Annotated in this window: 24 protein-coding genes; 18 read left to right on the forward strand and 6 right to left on the reverse strand. The window is 44.3% G+C overall.

The window, feature by feature from the left end; translation table 11 throughout:
• Positions 1-201, reverse strand: a 201-nt coding sequence (locus tag BM122_RS08700; RefSeq protein ID WP_143083342.1) for a transposase, incomplete at its 3' end; no start/stop codon positions are given.
• A gap of 112 nt (positions 202-313) precedes the next feature.
• On the opposite strand from BM122_RS08700, the gene BM122_RS08705 reads away from it, so the two are divergent.
• The gene (locus BM122_RS08705) at positions 314-730 is read left to right on the forward strand and encodes an OsmC family protein (protein WP_074905208.1); all 417 of its coding nucleotides are present in this window, start codon (positions 314-316) and stop codon (positions 728-730) included.
• 114 nt (positions 731-844) lie between these two features.
• Here BM122_RS08705 and BM122_RS08710 read toward each other — a convergent pair whose 3' ends face one another.
• Positions 845-1,276 (reverse strand): hypothetical protein, encoded by a 432-nt coding sequence (locus BM122_RS08710; protein ID WP_074905209.1) that lies wholly within the window; start codon positions 1,274-1,276, stop codon positions 845-847.
• A 1,108-nt stretch (positions 1,277-2,384) separates the two neighbouring features.
• Between BM122_RS08710 and BM122_RS08715 the strand changes: the two genes are divergently transcribed.
• A complete protein-coding gene (locus tag BM122_RS08715; protein WP_083398412.1) occupies positions 2,385-3,077 on the forward strand; it encodes a LuxR C-terminal-related transcriptional regulator in 693 nt (230 codons plus the stop codon).
• Between the two features lie 48 nt (positions 3,078-3,125).
• Here the strand turns inward: BM122_RS08715 and BM122_RS23235 are convergent, their stop codons facing one another.
• Both BM122_RS23235 and BM122_RS08720 read right to left on the reverse strand, forming a co-directional pair.
• On the reverse strand, positions 3,126-3,272 hold the full coding sequence (locus BM122_RS23235) for a hypothetical protein (RefSeq protein WP_177198083.1): 147 nt from the start codon (positions 3,270-3,272) through the stop codon (positions 3,126-3,128).
• Between the two features lie 61 nt (positions 3,273-3,333).
• On the reverse strand, positions 3,334-3,954 hold the full coding sequence (locus tag BM122_RS08720; protein ID WP_074905211.1) for a methyltransferase family protein: 621 nt from the start codon (positions 3,952-3,954) through the stop codon (positions 3,334-3,336).
• A 321-nt stretch (positions 3,955-4,275) separates the two neighbouring features.
• Here BM122_RS08720 and BM122_RS08725 point away from each other — a divergent pair, with 321 nt between their 5' ends.
• The 16 genes from BM122_RS08725 to BM122_RS08800 all read left to right on the forward strand — a co-directional run bounded on the left by BM122_RS08725 (position 4,276) and on the right by BM122_RS08800 (position 17,349).
• Positions 4,276-4,458 (forward strand): Flp family type IVb pilin, encoded by a 183-nt coding sequence (locus BM122_RS08725; RefSeq protein ID WP_074905212.1) that lies wholly within the window; start codon positions 4,276-4,278, stop codon positions 4,456-4,458.
• A gap of 41 nt (positions 4,459-4,499) precedes the next feature.
• Positions 4,500-4,682: a Flp family type IVb pilin gene (locus BM122_RS08730; RefSeq protein ID WP_074905212.1), complete on the forward strand. Its 183-nt coding sequence runs from the start codon at positions 4,500-4,502 to the stop codon at positions 4,680-4,682.
• 41 nt (positions 4,683-4,723) lie between these two features.
• On the forward strand, positions 4,724-4,906 hold the full coding sequence (locus tag BM122_RS08735; protein WP_074905213.1) for a Flp family type IVb pilin: 183 nt from the start codon (positions 4,724-4,726) through the stop codon (positions 4,904-4,906).
• Between the two features lie 69 nt (positions 4,907-4,975).
• Positions 4,976-5,518: an A24 family peptidase gene (locus BM122_RS08740; RefSeq protein ID WP_074905214.1), complete on the forward strand. Its 543-nt coding sequence runs from the start codon at positions 4,976-4,978 to the stop codon at positions 5,516-5,518.
• Between the two features lie 262 nt (positions 5,519-5,780).
• A complete protein-coding gene (gene cpaB, locus BM122_RS08745) occupies positions 5,781-6,587 on the forward strand; it encodes a Flp pilus assembly protein CpaB (RefSeq protein ID WP_074905215.1) in 807 nt (268 codons plus the stop codon).
• 21 nt (positions 6,588-6,608) lie between these two features.
• Complete coding sequence (locus BM122_RS08750; RefSeq protein WP_074905216.1) at positions 6,609-8,201, forward strand: type II and III secretion system protein family protein; 1,593 nt, start codon at positions 6,609-6,611, stop codon at positions 8,199-8,201.
• 12 nt (positions 8,202-8,213) lie between these two features.
• On the forward strand, positions 8,214-8,543 hold the full coding sequence (locus BM122_RS08755) for a hypothetical protein (protein ID WP_074905217.1): 330 nt from the start codon (positions 8,214-8,216) through the stop codon (positions 8,541-8,543).
• Between the two features lie 44 nt (positions 8,544-8,587).
• Complete coding sequence (locus BM122_RS08760; RefSeq protein WP_074905218.1) at positions 8,588-9,865, forward strand: TadE/TadG family type IV pilus assembly protein; 1,278 nt, start codon at positions 8,588-8,590, stop codon at positions 9,863-9,865.
• A gap of 4 nt (positions 9,866-9,869) precedes the next feature.
• On the forward strand, positions 9,870-10,370 hold the full coding sequence (locus BM122_RS08765; protein ID WP_256211969.1) for a TadE/TadG family type IV pilus assembly protein: 501 nt from the start codon (positions 9,870-9,872) through the stop codon (positions 10,368-10,370).
• Complete coding sequence (locus BM122_RS08770) at positions 10,367-10,819, forward strand: TadE/TadG family type IV pilus assembly protein (RefSeq protein ID WP_074905219.1); 453 nt, start codon at positions 10,367-10,369, stop codon at positions 10,817-10,819. Before BM122_RS08765 ends, BM122_RS08770 begins: the two co-directional genes overlap by 4 nt.
• 233 nt (positions 10,820-11,052) lie before the next feature.
• A complete protein-coding gene (locus BM122_RS08775; RefSeq protein ID WP_074905220.1) occupies positions 11,053-12,213 on the forward strand; it encodes a CpaE/TadZ family protein in 1,161 nt (386 codons plus the stop codon).
• 57 nt (positions 12,214-12,270) lie between these two features.
• Complete coding sequence (locus BM122_RS08780; RefSeq protein ID WP_074905221.1) at positions 12,271-13,650, forward strand: TadA family conjugal transfer-associated ATPase; 1,380 nt, start codon at positions 12,271-12,273, stop codon at positions 13,648-13,650.
• 9 nt (positions 13,651-13,659) lie between these two features.
• Positions 13,660-14,634 (forward strand): type II secretion system F family protein, encoded by a 975-nt coding sequence (locus BM122_RS08785; RefSeq protein ID WP_074905222.1) that lies wholly within the window; start codon positions 13,660-13,662, stop codon positions 14,632-14,634.
• 84 nt (positions 14,635-14,718) lie between these two features.
• Positions 14,719-15,669, forward strand: coding sequence for a type II secretion system F family protein (locus BM122_RS08790; RefSeq protein WP_074905223.1), 951 nt, complete (start codon positions 14,719-14,721; stop codon positions 15,667-15,669).
• Between the two features lie 12 nt (positions 15,670-15,681).
• Positions 15,682-16,191, forward strand: coding sequence for a tetratricopeptide repeat protein (locus tag BM122_RS08795; protein WP_074905224.1), 510 nt, complete (start codon positions 15,682-15,684; stop codon positions 16,189-16,191).
• A gap of 9 nt (positions 16,192-16,200) precedes the next feature.
• The gene (locus BM122_RS08800) at positions 16,201-17,349 is read left to right on the forward strand and encodes a LytR C-terminal domain-containing protein (protein ID WP_074905253.1); all 1,149 of its coding nucleotides are present in this window, start codon (positions 16,201-16,203) and stop codon (positions 17,347-17,349) included.
• A 154-nt stretch (positions 17,350-17,503) separates the two neighbouring features.
• Here the strand turns inward: BM122_RS08800 and corA are convergent, their stop codons facing one another.
• Together corA and BM122_RS23240 are read right to left on the reverse strand one after the other, a co-directional pair.
• Positions 17,504-18,577, reverse strand: a complete 1,074-nt coding sequence (gene corA, locus BM122_RS08805) for a magnesium/cobalt transporter CorA (protein ID WP_074905225.1) — start codon at positions 18,575-18,577, stop codon at positions 17,504-17,506.
• 362 nt (positions 18,578-18,939) lie between these two features.
• On the reverse strand, positions 18,940-19,113 hold the full coding sequence (locus BM122_RS23240; protein ID WP_177198084.1) for a hypothetical protein: 174 nt from the start codon (positions 19,111-19,113) through the stop codon (positions 18,940-18,942).
• Between the last annotated feature and the right edge of the window lie 247 nt (positions 19,114-19,360).

The following is a 19,360-nucleotide window of genomic DNA, read 5'->3' on the forward strand; positions in this document are numbered from 1 at the left end:
TGACCAGGCATTGAATCTTTTATAGATAGAATTCCAGCAGCCGAACACCCTGGGCAGATCGCGCCACGGACAGCCAACCCGCATTCGATACAGTAGGCCTTCTACCGTCATGCGCAGATTGCGCTTGTTATAAATCGATTCTTGAAGCAGAATCTTCTCCAGCTTCGACCAGTACTCATCATTGAGCATCATTCGGGGCATCGCAAACTCGTTTTGTTGGGGGTGTAGGAACCCCAATATTACGAGTTTGTTTCTATCTATGAAATACTTATCTTAAAACGTCAACAGACCCTAATAAAGCACAGGAAAAAATATGAAAGCACGGATTAAATGGCTAGATGGTATTAGCTTCAGAGGTGAAACAGAAAGCGGGCATTCCGTATCAATTGATGGCGCACCAAATATCGGCGGGAAAAATCTAGGACCTCGCCCGATGGAATTGATATTACTGGGGCTCGGTGGCTGCTCTTCTATTGACGTCATCCTGATTCTGCAAAAAAGCCGCCAGGAAGTTACCGACTGCGTCGTGAAAATCGATAGCACCCGTGCTTCTGAAGATCCCAAGGTCTTCACAGATATCCATCTGCACTTTATCGTTACCGGAAAAAGCCTGAACGCTCAACAAGTAGAACGCGCGATCAATCTCTCCGCAGAAAAATATTGTTCAGCCTCCATCATGCTCAGGAGCACTGTCAATATCACGCATGATTTTGAAATCATTGAAGGATAGCTTTACGGGTCAGAATAAAATGAGAAAATTCGCCTATTAGCAATCAGCCTGAACTATCCTGAAAAACCTCTTTTAGGATAATTCATGACCCGTAAAAAAAACCGAGAGCTAAACCTATCGTGAAGAAATATGGCTAAAATAATCGCCATCTGTCCCGTCTGACAATCCAGGAGGTAAAGGCCCAGTCCCTTGGAAGAAAAAATCACCACTGTTTCCCAAATTATCTGTCCAAGTGCCATTAAGTGATTGTGTATTTAACGACACAAAAAATTGGCCGTGAAACCCGTTAGGGAAATGAGAAGTAAATCCTAGATGATATCGATTAGTTGAACGGTTCAAATTAGCTGCACCATGTGATGAAATTTGAAAAGTGGCGATGCCTTGGGTTCCTGTCAGTTCAAAAACAAACCCTTTATCTTCAATATCGAAACACAAAATATCAACAAAAGGATTAAGTCTCCAACAAAATACCCCGAGGCTTTGGGCGTGGAGAGTAATAGGTAACAATAATCCAATGAAATTAGCTAAAACGATTAACCTTTTCATCTTTATCCCTCCTGGCTACCTGCCGTTTAGACTCATTAATAAAGGACGCAAGAAAAGTATTTTATTCTTCACATGAAGGTACTCCCGCCGCCGACAACCCCGACTTAACTTCCCTATCTCGCGCATACCGACACTGTGAATAAAACGCATACGAAGTTAGCGCGCTTTGACAGACATTAGCAGATTAATTCTACTGAAACACTTATTGCTATTGGTATCTGCCCCATTCAAAATCAACTCCAAAGGCAACACCACAGCTGGCGCTTACGCGCCTTTACTACACTTCCTTTTATTAAATTTGATTCCATTATTCCATTGATTCCATTTGAAATCAAACATGACGCAAAAGAAAAATGCAGACGGTATAAATCCAAGAGCAAGAAAAAGCTGACAATGCCAGGTTTAATTTAGGAATAGAATTAAAAAAATAGATATAGAATAAGGATAGTCAAGAGACATTTCTCTGTATGTTACTAATTTTTAATGATTAAATTCAACAATAAAAAATGTCGTTAAAAAGTGACATCTGTTATTGCCGAATATAAATAGACGCAGTATGATGTATGCAAATGCTGTATCGATATGAGCAAATGACAATATTCTGAAATTGGTCATGAAGATGAAAATGATTTATACGCAAATGAAATTATTGAGAAAACATAATTTTATTTCAAGCAAGATAATTGAAAAGATTTGATGATCAATGACGAAGTTGATCCACCAGTCACCTTTCAATGAGCTAAGAATTAGCAAATCTATTTTTTCAATTCACTACGATACACTATGTAAAGGTATTTTGATTGTGATCAGTATCCTGCCGTTCTTTCTATGGAGTCCGACCGTTATCCAACTTACATACGCTTCCCTTTATCCGATCTCGTGTTGTACCGTACGTGCGCATCGTGCTAATTGCGAGAACAATCTTTTAATTAATGCATCAGCGAGCGACGAGTATGACAAAGGGTAAAAATGGATGATTCCTATTATCATGTAAATAGCATGTGATGATGGCATGTCAAATTTAATTCGGAATTTACTGAAATGGCTGTATTAATTTAAATCGGCATTAACAACACGACCCTAATCGAGTCAAACAGGAGTAATTATCTTGATTATATTTGCCAGTTCATCTGAAGACAAACTTACTCATTGGAAGCAGGGATTATCAGATATCTCTACTTTATACTGCTTGACAAATCCGGATACCCTCAGAAATGAGCTGATAAGAAGAACACCCCCCATCCTTTTACTTGATTATGACTTCTTGGTTATAGACAACTCTCAGACAATTGAGAACATGCTGAAGTTGAGTCCCCGAACACGCATTATATTGTTTAGTCCCGGTATTTCTGATGAAAATGAATGGAAGTTATTCAAAGCGGGCGTTAAGGGTTTTTGCCTGGATACGATCTCATCTGAGCAAATCAAGCGCGCAGTTGAAGCTGTCTGTCGAGGTGAATTATGGATCCGGCGACAATTAGTTCAGCGTATGCAAGATGAACTGGCTACGGCCATGCAGGAGAAAAAACACATTGAGCGTGCGGTGAATAACTTGCTGGAAAATTTAACAAAACGTGAATATGAAATCGCCATTCTGGTGGGTCGCGGCGAAAGCAACAAGCAGATTGCTAAACGATTGGATATTACCGAACGAACCGTCAAGGCGCACTTGACTGAAATATTCCGCAAGCTGGCGATTTCAGACAGAATTAAGCTGGCCTTGCTCGTTAAAGATACCGCTGCTACAACGAATCAGGTATTTGACAATAATAACAGTGATTATCCCACTATTTCTGCCTGATGTTGTATTGGCTCACTCGTAAAAAAACCTGCTGCCATTCATCTCCGGTTAAGCAGAACCATGCAACCGTAGGGTGTAATAAGCGTAGCGCATTGCACCAGTTTTGTATCTATAAAACATACGGCGCAATGCCCGATGGTTATTGCGCCCTACACGCTGCATCGTTGAGTCCTTTTGTGCGGGAATAGAAAGCATATTTCCATTTAGCAAAATTCCCAGCGATGCAGGGATTAGCTCAAATTCACCAACTCGCGGGTTAAAACACAAAAGGAATCAGCCGGTAACGCACGTTAAACATATAGGTGCGATAAGTTTGATCCTGAGCAAGATGTTTTTCTTCACGAAAGATTCTTATGCAGAGAAATACCATCGTCACTATATAAACCAACAGATTCATAAGCGTGGTATGCACTAATACATAGCCACCAAATAACACTGAATAACTGGCATATAGCGGGTGTCGCACGATACGGTACATCCAGGTTGTTTTAATTTCGCGCTTAGCCGCTACGAGTGCAAAACTTCGATTGAGGGATATCAGACTGATGATCTGCAGCATGGTACCCACCATTATCAGAATATTGGCCACCGGGAGAATCCCCCACTCTGCTGGACGCAAAAAGAGTGGCGCAAACGTACCAATAATCGCCACTAGCCAGTCTGAGGGCGCAGTAGAAACGGTTTGCGGATCGCTACGGCAGATAAAGAAAATTGCTCCCAAGGTTTCAGCAATGATAACCAGCAATAATGCCCAATCATTGGTTTGTTGAAACTTGCTGAAATGTGCGTAAGCAAATAATCCATATAACGTGGCCAATAGCACACCACTGTAAACATTGAATCTCGGCGATTTTATGATTCTTGATAATGCATTCATATTTTGGCTCCATGAGAAAGAAGAAAGAACAGCAATGTGCGCTCCGCGTCTTACCACCTCCACTCTAGATTGATTAGAGCAGGTATATCACGACTACTGATTGAATTGTTTTGCTAAAAGAACGGCAAGATTGCGCACTTATTCTTTATATACGATGCGCGGCTGTTCGTAGATCGTACCAAAGTACGGTGTACCAAAGGACGATGTACCACAGTACGATAGGCAAAGAATATCTGTCACACCACAATTACACCGTGGCGTAACAAAATAATGTCACTTTCATAAAGTTCTTTTTACTTAACCTTAACTGGAGTAAACACCATGAACAAACTGATTCAATCTGTAAAACAATTCATGAACAACGAAGAAGGCGTTACCGCCATTGAATATGGTCTGATCGCTGCATTGATCGCGGTTGTAATTGTTACTGCTGTACAAACAGTCGGAACAGATCTGAATACTGTCTTTCAAACTGTATCCGCCAATCTTAAACCAGCAGCATAATCATAAAGCTCTTTTCACTTAACTTTAACAGGAGGAATACCATGAACAAACTGATTCAATCTGTAAAACAATTCATGAACAATGAAGAAGGCGTTACTGCCATTGAATATGGTCTGATCGCTGCATTGATCGCGGTTGTAATTGTTACTGCTGTACAAACAGTCGGGACAGATCTGAATACTGTCTTTCAAACTGTATCCGCCAATCTCAAACCAGCAGCATAATCATAAAGCTCTTTTCATTTAACCTTAACAGGAGGAATACCATGAACAAACTGATTCAATCTGTAAAACAATTCATGAACAATGAAGAAGGCGTTACTGCCATTGAATATGGTCTGATCGCTTCATTGATTGCTGTTGTAATTGTTACAGCTGTACAAACAGTCGGAACAGATCTGAACACTATCTTTCAAACTGTATCCGCCAATCTCAAACCAGCAGCATAATTTTATTTCTTATTCCGGTGCAACAATTAAGTTGCACCGGAATAATAAAACTCAGAGGAGAAAATTTAAATGCACCCTTTGATAATTTCAACTTTAATCATACTGTTGCTAATCGCAGCATGGCAGGATATCCGCTATTACCGAATACCCAATATACTCGTTTTTCCGGGTGCCATTATCGGTGTGTTACTCAATACTCTACTCCCACAAGAAATGGGCGCCTTTGGCTTGTTAACTTCTCTGGCAGGATTAGGAGTAGGTCTCGTAGTGTTACTTCCGCTTTATCTGCTGCGTGCCATGGGAGCGGGTGATATCAAACTTATGGCCATGATCGGTACTTTTGTAGGCTCGACCAGCATGTTAATCATTACGTTATATATTTTACTCGCTGGAGGTGTATTGGCGTTAGGTGTTGCACTTCTGCGAGGCAGGTTATCCAGATTGCTAGAAAATCTAAAGATCATGCTGCTCATCCGCATTGCAGGGTCGTCAATGGTTAGTATTTCAGCAAGTGAAACGTTCCCAGAATCTACTGGCAAATTACCTTATGGTGTAGCGATAACAGCTGGGACGCTATTCTATCTGGCAACAGCTCACTGGGTGGCGGCATAACAGTAAGAAAGTAAATTGGTTTTACTGTTTTCTTATCTTCACAAAAACAATTAAAGAATTAAGAAATGTTAAATAAAAAAATCAAAGAGTTTGTGAAGAAATCGCAGTGATCAGCCGTAATGATAAGTAGAAGAAATCCTGCGACTAAATATATCAATTAAATAAACAAGGGGAAAGAGAACACTGCCCAACGTAGCGATCAAGGTGTGCAATAGATTTATGTACAAGTTTACAACCCGATTAACAGACAAGAGGTATGCCAATGAGAAATGCACGAGGGATAGGGATGATCATAGTTTCATTATTGTTAGGGGTTGCTGCGATGATTGTGGCAGGAAGATGGATTAATCAGCAAGTAAACATTGATGCCTCCAGAATCGTCGTTGCTGCGCAGGATATCAATGTGGGTACGCGGCTCACACCTGATTTACTGACAACAATCGATTGGCCAAGTGGCAGTATACCGGCTGGATCGTTTCATGACATTAAATTACTCGACAGCCGCGTTAACAAGGTTAATCTACATCGAGGCGAACCGCTGCTAGATGCCAAACTCGCACCCGAAGGCACTGCAGGCGGGTTGTCAGGTGTCATTGCTGATGGTAAGCGCGCCATCACTGTACGCGTGAATGATGTGGTGGGTGTAGCAGGATTTGCTCTACCCGGTAATCTGGTCGATATCCTGGTCAATATTAAAGAAGACAACAATAAAAACCCTATTTCCAAAATTGTTCTGGAACAGATTTTAGTGCTTGCTGTGGCGCAGGACCTCGGTCGTGATGAAACCAAGCCCAAAGTTGTCAATGCGGTTACGCTTGAAGTTACACCTGATGAGGCAGAAAAACTCGATTTAGCGCGTAGCGTTGGCACATTATCACTGGTATTACGTAACCAAATTGACAATAGTTACGGTGCAACCAATGGGGTACGCACCAATGATCTGCTTGGAAGAAAAATTGTTACAGCAGAAGCTAAAACAGAAACCAAAATCGTCTACAAATCTACTGGCACACCTAAGCCCTCGGTTGAAATCATCCGGGGCCTGCAAAAAACCAATGCGCAGCATTAAATAAAAGGAAAGGGGAATTAAATGACATCGCAACGACAATCTGATTTCACCACGATCCTACTTTGGATAGTCATATTGTGGATAATCAGTATTTCCACGACATTGGCACAAAATGTCGCATCGATTCCATCCAAACACAGAGCATACGATATGCATGAGATGGCATCCACCATGGATGTAACGCTAGGTAAATCTACTCTACTTAGGCTGCCATCAGCAATTTCTCGCATATCGGTTGGCAATCCTGGCGTGGCCGACGTTACCCTGATCAATCCAAGTGAGGTGTATATCCTGGGTAAAATGATCGGTACCACCAACATCATTCTGTGGGCAAAGAGCGGGCAAACCAGAGTGGTCGATGTGACCGTCTTGATGGATGCAGTAGCGTTGCAAAACAAACTACAGGAGATCATGCCGGATGAAAAAGACATTCATGTTAGAGCTGCCGGTGATTCGCTGATTCTTTCCGGCACGGTAGCCAACACCATTAAGGCTGATCGTGCAGTTGCCCTGGCGGATACCTATATGCGCACATCGGTATTAGGCATGATGATGAGCATGCAAGGCGACAGTCCGCAAGGTGGGCAAGGAGGACAGGGGGGAATGCAGGGAATGCAGATATTACGGCAAGGAGTACAAAGCGACGAGGATTCAGCCGGTGCTGGTGCTGGCCTCGGTAGCATCAAAATCGTTAATCTGCTACGTGTACGCGACAATCAGCAAGTCATGCTGGAAGTTAAGGTAGCAGAGGTCAACCGTACCATAGCGGAAAAATTAGGTTTTGATTTTGCCCGGGCAGCAAGAAAAGCCGGCAGCGCCTGGACACAGGTGATGGCAGGCGTTATTGGCGGCGGTGCTGCGAATCTGCTGACAGCTAAAGGTCTGAATGCAAATGTCGATCTGGGTTTGCCCAGAATCTCAAATGCCACCTTTGAGGAAGCCACTGCTTTCCTCGTGGATGCCGAAAAGAAGGATGAACTAATCAAAATTCTGGCTGAACCCAATATCGTCGCGATTAGTGGACAGGCCGCAAGCTTCCTCGTTGGCGGTGAAATTATGATTCCTGTTCCTAGTGCAAATCAAGTAAGGCTCTTACCTAAAGAATTCGGTATAGGCGTGCATTTCACGCCGACAGTATTGGAAGAAGGTCGTATCAATCTGAAAGTCAGCCCGGAGGTATCGGAACTGGTAGATATTACCAATGTCGCATCCACCGGCTTGGGGCAGGTTCTGGCTATTCCTACCTTTACCACTCGGCGCGTCTCGACCACGGTACAACTGAGCGATGGTCAATCACTGGCTATCGGAGGTCTGTTGCAAGATAACTTAACAGAGCAGGTCAAACGATTCCCCATACTCGGCGAGGTACCGGTACTCGGTACGCTATTCCGCAGCAGCAATTATAAGCAAAAGAAAACAGAGCTCATGATCGTGATCACACCCCGTTTGATCAAACCATTACAGCCTGACTACCCACTACCGACCGATGCATTCATCTCGCCTGACCGTGGTGAATTCCTGATTCATGGCAGGATGGAAAGTAAATCCGATCAAGCCCAATCTACAAGGGTAAGCTCTCCACAGATCGAGCACGGCGGTTTTCAGATGAAATAAGGAGAAAAACACATGAAAACAATGACATCAGAAAATATCTCAGGCTCACTTTCCGGCCCTTTGCTTGCCTTGGCTCTCCTAACAGCGGGATGTACACCCATCACCCCGCGTTGGGATGCACACTTTGGTGAAGCAGTCGATATTGCCAAAGCACAGCAAACTATTAATCCGGAAGCCTCACTCAATACTGAGCCTGTCATGGGCGTCGATGGGCAGGCTGGCGATGCCATCTTTGATAGCTACCGTAATTCGTTCAGAAACCCACAACTGTCACCGCGAGGAGTTCCCTCATCTTTAAGCTCCGGCGGAGGTGGCGGCGGTCAGCGCGGCAATGGCAATTAGGCCCTGGATCAGGATTAGCAGGAAATTTACGAGGATAACAACTGATGAATAACTGTTCAAATAGATTACCCCTTAGCTTGAACAATCGATTTCCCCAGAAGGAAACAGGTGCCGCCGCTATCATCGTAGCTCTGTCACTGGCCGCACTGGTCGGCTTTGTTGGGCTGGCACTCGATCTGGGCAAGCTGTTTGTCGCCAAGACCGAGCTGCAAAACAGCGCAGACGCCTGTGCATTGGCTGCAGCACGTGAATTAACAAGCGCCAATACCAATCAGCTCGTGCTAGCTGAGGCAGCGGGTGTGACCACTGGCGAGAACCACGAGGTACTCTTCCAGAAGGAACAGATTACCATCCGCAGCGTAACATTCAGTGAAACTTTGACAGGAGGCTATCAGACCGCTTTTACTGGCCCCGGGGCGATCAATATGCGTTATGCACAATGTGAAGCTAGTCGCACAGGTATCGCCAACTGGTTCATCCAAGTACTGAATCTTCTACCTGGTGTTGATATTGATGACCAAACGGTAGCCGCAAGTGCAGTCGCCACCCTCTGGCCATCACAGATTACCTCTTGCGCTCTCCCTATAGGCGTCTGTAGCAACAGTGTATCTACAGGCACTCCGGTGGGAACATGGCTAGAAAGTGTGTTGGGACCAGCGGGGAGTACAACCGAAGGTAATCTGACAGGAAATTTTGTATGGGTGGATTATACCCCGCCTGCAGGCGGTGCCTCCGAATTGGCCGGGCAATTAACAGGCCCCGGTGTGTGCAGCCTCCCGACTACAGGAACTGAAGTTGGCGAAGCAGGCGTCAAGTCCTCTCTAGCCAATGACTGGAACAGCCGTTTTGGGATATATCAAGGTAACGTCAAAGCAGGTGATTCGATACCTGATTATAGCGGCTACGCCTATACTGAAATTAACTGGTTTTCCAAATCCAATGCATTCGCTGATTTTCAGGATCAAAGAGGAAACAACTCACCCTACCAAGGAGATGCCAATACAGGATTGAAAATAAATGGCACGATTGAAAATGCCTCTTATCTCAAGGCAAATGGTGAAGATCGCAGATTAGCTACCGTACCTATAATTGATTGCAGTGGTTTCGTGAGTGGTTCCACAGCACCTGTTAATGAATGGGCATGTATTTTGATGCTCCACCCAATCAATAACGCTCAAGGTGGCAACACCCAAACAGGTTCAACTAGAATGTTTGTCGAATATCTGGGCCGATCAAACGATCCCAACAGCCCCTGCGCCACCAATGGTGTACCAGGAGGAGCCAATGCTGCAGGGCCGTTAGTTCCAACTTTAGTGAGGTAAATATATGAATCAAGTCAGACACACCCTTCAAAAATTTCCTGGCAACATGCAGAACATGCATAAAGCGATGCGCGGTGCAGTCGCGGTGGAATTTGCGCTGGTATTGATTCCGCTACTGATGCTCGCACTGGGAGCAGCAGAATTTGGCCGGGCAATCTATCAATATAACACGCTCGTCAAAGCAGCCCGTGATTCGGTACGGTATCTTTCGCTCTACAACCCCTCATCGACCAACTATACCCAGGCTCAAACTGAAGCCAAATGCCTCGCGGTATACGGCAATAGCGAGTGCACCGGGCAGACCCTCGCCCCCGGATTGGCTACCAGTATGGTAAATATCAACCCTATCAATACTACAACGGCAGAAGGTACACCGATTACACTCGTGGAAGTAAGCATTACTGGATACACCTTTAACTTTATATTAGATCCGCGCACATTTCTTGGTGGAGGCGAGGGATCGATCACATTTGACGACATAACGGCAACGATGAGGCAATCATGAAAGCTAACGAACAATTTAATAGAAGATCTGCATCGATTAATCGCTTTAATCAACGCGGTGTAGCTGCCGTTGAGTTTGCTCTGATCGCTTCCATTCTATTTACAGTACTGATTGGTGCCATGGAAATGAGCCGGGTGCTGTTTTACTGGAATTCCGCTACGGAAGCAACGCGGTTGGGTGCACGTCTGGCAGTCGTGTGTAACCAGGATGCAGCCGCTATTAAAACAAAAATGCAAGCTATGCTAGGCGTGCTGGGATCCAGCAATATCACCGTCGATTATTTACCCAGCGGCTGTGACAGTAATACCTGCACTTCAATCACTGTCGGTATCACCGGCTTAACAGTATCCACCGTGATTCCATTTGTGCCATTAAATATTAGTATGCCGTCGTTTAGCACGACGCTTCCGCGTGAAAGTATGGATAGCGTCAATCCGGATTGCGCCTAACTCATTATGAATAAACCTATTTCCAAATCACCGCTAGACCATTTAGGCAGAATTCTTATTGTGCGCATTAAGCTTTCCGAACCACCTGATCGAATTAAGAGCGGATTTCAACAAACTCAAGCAAAACGCTGTAACGATGCAAACGATAAGTATGACAAGGTCAAATCGACATAAAAATTTGGAAAGGCAAAACATCTGTATCAGCATACACAGAACATAAAAGGAGTAGGCAAATGAAAATCGCAACCATCTCACAAGATCAACAATGTTTGAGTGATATCCAGAAATATTTGGCGCAATCCAACATGCCACAGCCATTGGTAGCGATAACGGGAGGTGCGCAACAAATTCCGGCTGTGATCGAACAAATCCATCCGGATCTACTGCTACTGGAAGGCATTCGTCTTGATTCAGGGGAGCAGCAGATCCTGAGTCAGGTCACTTCCCGCTTTCCTGATTTGGGCGTAATTGTGCTATGCCCGCCCCAACCGCAGGAATTCCTGCTGGAAGCCATGCGTGTAGGTGTGCGGGAGGTCGTCCCTACTCCTTTAACCCAAAGTGTGCTGACCAACGCAGTCGAGCGCTTCCAACAAAGAATGATGCTCGCCAAAATGCCAATGCATGAGAGCAAAATAGTGGCATTTATCCCCTGCAAGGGAGGTAGTGGCGCGACCTTTCTTGCGAGCAATATTGCTTATAACCTGGCGTCAGAGGAAAACAAGCGGGTCATTCTGCTCGATTTCAACTTGCAGTTTGGTGATGCTTCCCTGTTCATACACGAGGCGACATCTACTACGAACATTGCTGATGTGACCCGGCAAATCCAGCGGCTGGATGGCTCATTTCTCTCTTCCAGCTCGATTCAGGTCCTGCCTAATTTCGATATGCTACCTGCACCGGATGAGCCCGAGAAAGCGGCCGAAATAAAACCGGAGCATATCAAACCTTTGCTTGAAGTAGCTAAAAAACACTACGATTTTGTGATTCTGGATATCGGGCGTTTGTTCGATGCTATTTCGATTCAGTGCCTGGATCAGGCTGACCTGATTTTTCCGATCTTACAGCAGACATTACCTTTCGTCCGTGATGCAAAACGCATCATCGGTACCTTCAACTCGTTAGGCTATTCCCCTGACAAAATCCGGCTGATCTTAAATCGCTATGGTAAAAAAGATGATATTACCCTGGATGATGTGGCTAGCACACTGCAGCAGGAAGTGTATAAAGTCATTCCCAACGACTATAAAGTTGTCGCTGAATCGGTTAATCAAGGCATACCAGTTAGCAAATTGGCACGGCGCAGTGCAGTTGCAAAATCATTACAGGAAATCACGCAGGAACTCACAAAAAATCATGCGCATAACGGACTACTAAAAAAACTCTTTTCTTTTTAGCGCTGAAACAACACATCCCATGGCAAATCATTCACCAATATTTAGGGAACACATATCATGTCAATACGAGATCGTCTTCAAGGAATAATAGCAAACAGCAACGCAGCACCAAATCAGGTTGTTGCCATGGCCGTCAATAATAACCGTACGGTTTCACACGAAAGCTTGGCCTACCATGAATTGAAATCCCGCATCCATGAAGAACTGCTCAATCGGATGGATCTAGCTGTTATGGAAAATTTGCCGCAAGACCGCTTATTGGCAGAAATCAAGGCTCTGGTGGAACGGCTACTGATCGAGGAGCGCACTCCGATCAATGACACCGAGCGTCAGCGTATCATTCAGGATATTCAACACGAAATACTTGGACTCGGGCCACTCGAACCGTTGTTGGCAGATCCCACCATCTCAGATATTCTGATCAATACGCATCGCCAGATCTATGTCGAGCGCCGCGGGAAGCTGGAAATCACCGATATCCATTTTGCCAACGAAAATCATTTAAGAAAAATTATTGACCGCATTGTTTCTCGGGTTGGGCGTAGGGTGGATGAGTCAAGCCCAATGGTCGATGCCCGGTTGCCAGATGGTTCACGGGTCAACGCGATTATTCCGCCGCTGGCTCTTGATGGTTCCCTGGTCTCGATCCGTCGCTTTGCTGTGGTTCCTCTCAAAGTGGATGACCTGATAAGCTACAAATCAATGACATCCGAAGTGGCTGAAATTATCAGCGGATTAGTTAAGGCAAAATGCAGCATACTGATTTCAGGGGGTACCGGTAGCGGCAAAACGACATTGCTCAATATCATGTCCAGTTTTATCCCCACCTCCGAACGTATCATTACGATCGAAGATGCCGCCGAGCTGCAATTACAGCAGCCGCATGTGGTCCGACTGGAAACACGCCCGCCAAACGTAGAAGGCAAGGGTGAAGTCTCCCAGCGTTCACTGGTGCGAAATAGCCTGCGAATGCGCCCTGACCGGGTCATCATCGGTGAAGTACGTGGTGCGGAAGCAGTCGATATGCTGCAAGCTATGAATACCGGTCATGAAGGCTCCATGGCAACGGTTCATGCTAATACCCCCCGCGATGCGCTGAGCCGGGTCGAAAATATGGTTGGAATGGCTGGACTTAATTTACCGCCCAAGGCAGTCCGTCAACAAATCAGTTCCGCGATCGTTGCAGTCATCCAAGTCTCCCGTCTACCGGATGGCAAACGCAAAATCCTAAGCATTCAGGAAATTACCGGTATGGAGGGTGATGTCATCACCATGCAGGAAATCTACACATTCGAGCAAACAGGTGTAGCAGCAGATGGAACCGTGCTGGGGCATTTCCGTGCAACGGGGATCCGTCCAAAGTTTGCTGATCGTTTACGTGTATATGGTGTAGCTTTGCGGGATGACCTGTTCGATCCTACTAAAAGATACGAATAAGGAGCGAATATGGATTACCTTTATTATTTATTCATAGCACTGGCTTTTCTTGCAGTCGTACTGATGCTCGAAGGAGGTTATTTCGCTTGGCGCTCGAACCAGGGGCCCGAGGCAAAACGCATCCAGAAACGATTACAGCAAATTTCAGCTGGCTGGAGCGGTAAAGAAAATACAACCCTGCTCAAGCAACGCTTATTGAGCAACTCCCCTCCCCTACAAAGACTGCTGCTGAAATTACCGCGCATGCATAGCCTCGATAAACTGTTGCTACAATCCGGACTGCCGATGATGATGTCACAATTTCTGACTTACAGCGCTATGAGCAGTCTGGGGAGTATGGCAATTGCTGCATTGCTGAACTGGCCATTTCTAGTCATGTTGCTATGCGCAGTAGGTGGCGCCCTGATTCCCTATTTCTATGTATGCAGAGCCAAACGTAAGCGTCTAAATTTAATCGAACAGCAATTGCCGGAAACTATCGACCTTATGTCGCGTGCCTTGAAGGCAGGGCATGCCTTTCCGGGTGCGTTACAAATGGCCGCGACTGAGGGCGTTGAACCTTCTGCTACCGAATTTCGTTTGGTATTTGATGAAATTAATTTCGGTGTTCCCGCGCAGAATGCCCTGATCAATCTTGCCGCACGCGTACCCATCACTGATTTGCGTTACTTTGTCATAGCTGTGCTTATTCAGCGCGAAAGTGGCGGTAACCTGACGGAATTACTCGACACAATCAGTGGATTGATTCGTGCAAGACTCAAATTATTAGGCCAAATTCGCGTTCTGTCTGCTGAAGGAAGATTATCTGCCTGGATCCTTTGCAGTCTGCCATTTGCAGTCGGGCTTGTAATGAACCTCGTCAATCCCGGTTTTATGGATCCATTATGGACAGATCCAGCTGGGCATAAGCTCGTTGCAGCCGCGGGTATAATGATGCTACTCGGTATTTATGCCATGTCACGCATTATCAAGATTCGCGTATAAGCCGCGTTGTGTAGATAAATAAAATTTAAAATTAATATGATTTAGCTGCTCTTTAATTTTCATTAGTTCTAGAGGTAACAAATTATGATTTCTGCACAAACCGCTTTTTTGATTATGATTTTTCTGGCAGTTGCTGGTATTGCTTACGCCATGATGCTCGTATTCTCACCTCGCGCGACCAGTACGCGCCTGAAACAAATCGCTGCAAAGGATAGCGTACTGGATGACAATAAAGCAGATGAGGCGTGGAAAGAAAAGGTTATAAAATTATCAAAACCTTTGGCAAAACTTGCATTGCCTGAGGAGGACTGGGAAAAATCTGCTTTACGAGCCCGTTTTATTCATGCTGGCTATCGATCCAACGGTGCACCCTACATTTACTTTGCCATTAAGGCATTACTCGCTCTGGTATTTCCCGGAATCTTTTTACTTGCAGCAGGTATTGGTAAATTACAGTTAAGCATGGAAGTAGCTGCAATGGTGCTGCTGGTGCTTGCATCTATAGGCTATTATTTACCCAATGTAATATTGGCACGTAAAATATTTGTGCGTCAGCGCGAACTGTTTGAAAGCTTTCCTGACGCGATTGATCTCATGACTGTATGTGTCGAAGCTGGGCTAGGGCTGGATGCTGCTCTGGCCAAAGTGGGAGAAGAAATAAAGCTGAGCAGTAAAATTCTGGCTGATGAAATTTTTCTTGTGGGTCTGGAATTGCGCGCTGGCGCATCCAGGGAAAAAGCACTACGCAATCTTGCCCTGCGAACTGGAGTAGAGGAAATTGAAGCTTTGGTCGCTATGCTCGTTCAAGCCGACCGCTTTGGAACAAGCACAGCTGCTTCCTTGCGTGTGTACTCAGATACCTTGCGTACTAAACGTCGTTTACGTGCAGAAGAAGCAGCTGCGAAAATTGCTCTAAAATTGCTGTTTCCACTTATTTTCTTCATTTTTCCTTCTCTGCTAGTTGTACTCATGGGACCTGCCATGATCAACATCTATAGTATTTTGCTACCTACCATGGGTGGCACAGGCCAATAAAGGAGATTTTTCGTGTTCAATTTTAAACAACTTTTATGGATACTTACCTGCATCTTTCTGTTGGCAGGTTGCGCCACTCAACCTGGCAAGAACAAAATGGGATCAACAAGTAGTGATACAAAAGAAAGCGCTCAGATCACCCATGATCTTGAAACAATGTATCAATTAGGGCGCAAATATCAGGATGAGGCCCGGTTCCCAGAAGCCATCACTACCTATGAAAATATTCTGTCAATCAACCCTAATTATGCTGAAGCACATAATGGGCTCGGTGTTATTTATTCTATCCAGGGAAAATTTGAACCAGCGCTACAACATCTGCAGAGAGCAGTTGCTTTAGCGCCACTGGCATCTCATTTACGTAATAATCTGGGTTATACCTATTTTTTGCTGGGGCGCAAACCTGAAGCCATCAGTGAGTTTGAGCAAGCGTTGCGATTAGATCCCGGAAACGAAAAGGCACGTGCCAATCTAGCTGCCATTCATAGCAAGGCGGATACGACGGATACTACAGGAGAATAAATGATGAGCATGAACAAACAAAGGCTTGCATGGGCATTCAGCTGTCTGTCTATATTGACTGGTTGCGCGTCCTTATATTCAAGCAAAGAATACTCAGCACTGCAAATTAAGCCCGTGATGAATGTACAGCATGCGGATACGAGTGCAGAAAATCTCTATCAAATGGCACGCTATCATCATAGAAAAACCAGTTATGCAACCGCGATCGAATTTTATCAGAAAGTACTTGCTGTCAATCCTAATTATATAGAAGCTCACAATGGCTTAGGTGTTATTTACTCCACACAAGGACAGCATCAGTTAGCATTGGAGCATTTCCAAAAAGCAATCAGTATTGCACCTTCAGCGACCTATCTGTATAACAATCTTGGCTATGCTCATCTTATCCAAGGGCAAAATAGCGAAGCAGTGGCGGCATTCCAGGAAGCACTTAACTTTGATCCCCACAATTCTAAAGCACGCCAAAATCTGGCTATGGCACAGAAACGCATGGGAATGATAGAGGGAATGGCAGTTTTTTCACCTGTAATGAAAAAGCCTGAAGAAATTAGCGCGAGTGTCCCGCAAAATCTACCCATAAAACAAAATTCCAGTCAGCAGCAACTCGTACAAGTCGCCCCCAACGTTTATGAATTCAGAGTCGAGCAGGAAAAACTCCACACAACACCAACAGTAGCACCCGTTTCAAAAGCTGTACCTAAAACAGTTTCAACCCCCGTTACCGCCTCACCTTCAACCTCATCTATTTATCTGACTCCTCTCACCCATGACCAAGCAGAAAAACCCGCTCCAGAAAATTCTGCCGCTGTTAAGCAAAATAAACGGATTGAAATCTCAAATGGTAATGGCGTAGCAGGCATGGCCAAAGATATGGCTGCCTTTCTGAAATCATATGGATTTGACAACGCACGCCTTACCAATCACCCAACATTCCAGCAGCCCCAAACCGAAATACATTACCACACAGATGCGCATACGCATGCTGTGCGAATCAGTCAACTCATGCCAGGTCAAGTTAAAATGATTGAAAACAACGAACTACGTGAAGATACCCCTCTAAAAATATTGTTAGGTAAAGATATTGCGAATGAGATGGCTTATTTCACCAAGCAAGGGAATATTCGGCTTGCTCAAAATATGTTGGCCTTTGCACCCTAGGGTTTCTAGGTGATAACTTAAGCGCGTATCCTTATTCCATTTCTAGATCAAGAATACGCGAAGGCGAGCCGCAGACAGGTTAAATAATACGGCAAGGTAAAGCCAACAAAATCAGTTTTGATTTAGGAATGGAATTAGTGTCCACTATGAAAAACTATATCCAGCGCTTTTTCTTAAAGTAGACAAGCATGACCGCGCCCAGCCCGATCATGATCATCCATATCAGTAGATAGCCATATTCCCATTCAAGCTCTGGCATATATTTAAAATTCATACCATAAACGCCAGCGAGAAAGGTTAATGGCATAAAGATGGTAGCGATGATCGTCAGGACTTTCATGATCTCGTTCGTTCGGTAGCTCACATTCGAGATATACAGATCAAGCAAGCTTGTGAGCATATCCCGGTAAATCTCGACACTGTCAATGGCTTGCACGACATGATCATAGATATCAAGCAAATAGGGAACCGTCACTTCATGAATTAACGGCGACTCCCGCCGTGCCAGCGATGAAATGACTTCGCGCAACGGCCACACCACTTTATGTAAAAACAGAAGTTCCCGCTTCAATTGGTAAAGCTGCTCTATAACAGTTTTATCAGGTCGGATCATCAACTCCTCTTCCAGCAGATCAATCTTATCGCCAAGTTTTTCGAGAACGATGAAATAGTTATCCACCAATGTATCCAGTAGCGAATAAGCAAGATAGTCGGTATCCATCTTCCTTATTTTCCCTTTTCCAGTACGCAGATGGTCACGAATTAATTGGAAGGCATCTCTTTTACTCTCCTCCTGAAAAGACAGCAGGAATTTCTGTCCTAGAATAATACTGATCTGCTCCGGATGGATTTTGTTCTCCTGCTCGTCATAGGAAAGCATCTTGACAACGATAAATAGATAATCACCAAAATCATCACATTTTGGCCGCTGCACGATATTCATCAAATCTTCAGTCACAAGCCGGTGGATACTAAAATCTTCACTCAATTTCTCAAGTATACTGGGATCATGCACGCCATCGACATCGATCCATGTGATGGTGGGCTTAAGTTTATAAGGTAGGCACTCATCTACTTGTTTGAGTGTATGCTCCTCAAAGTGCTTTGCATCATAGTCAGTGAGCGTGATATGGATACTGTTTTTCTCCCTTTCCCCTGTGTATAGCAAGGTCTCAGCGGGTAAACCAACCTTTTTTGCTCTGCGTCTAGTTGCCTTGGATTTATGCATGAGAATATTTTTTGGAAGAATCAACCACTCTTTAACGAGTGCATCGTATAAGGAGCTATAGGGACTTTGGTGACGAATAAGCTTACGCTATTTCGCCAATACTCATCTTACCGCATGATGAATAAACAGTATTTTCACCCTGCTAGCAGGTGAAAAAAATTAAGAATGTGCAATACGGAGGCGGATAGCTTCTAACTAATCCGCCCACTTTTAATAAAGGGCACTCTAAAAATTCATATTTCGTACAATCTTTCGTTGTTTACAAAAAATGTTTCCTTACATATCAGTTATATGCTACGTCAATATTTTTTGTTCTCGACTTGTCTTGTTTAGAACTCTGAATTTTTAGAGGCGTCCTAAAATTAATCTAATCCCAGAGAATCAAGCGTTATTTCAATTTCTTCGATTTCAATATCTTCATCATCCTCATTGAGGAATTCATTTTCATCAATTATCTTCGCTACCCGGCTAATCGGCATGATGTCATTGACTACTTCATCAACATCAATATTATCAAAAGAAAGTTCTTTGTCCATTGCAACAAACCTCCTTATAACAAATGAAGAGAGTAAATCAGCTTTGTTTAGACAACTTATAGCATAAAGAATAAAAATAATGAGCAAGTTACATTCACAATTTGAAGGTTTATATGAAGAAAGTCAATACATAATTGCTATTATTATAAAATCATTAAAGCATGGCTATTGCAGAACGGCACGTTCAGGTTGGCCATTGCCAATAAGCATCATTATGATAGCTATACTGCAGCGCTTCTCAACCTAA

This window comes from Nitrosomonas communis (genome assembly GCF_900114745.1).
GTDB lineage: Bacteria > Pseudomonadota > Gammaproteobacteria > Burkholderiales > Nitrosomonadaceae > Nitrosomonas > Nitrosomonas communis_A.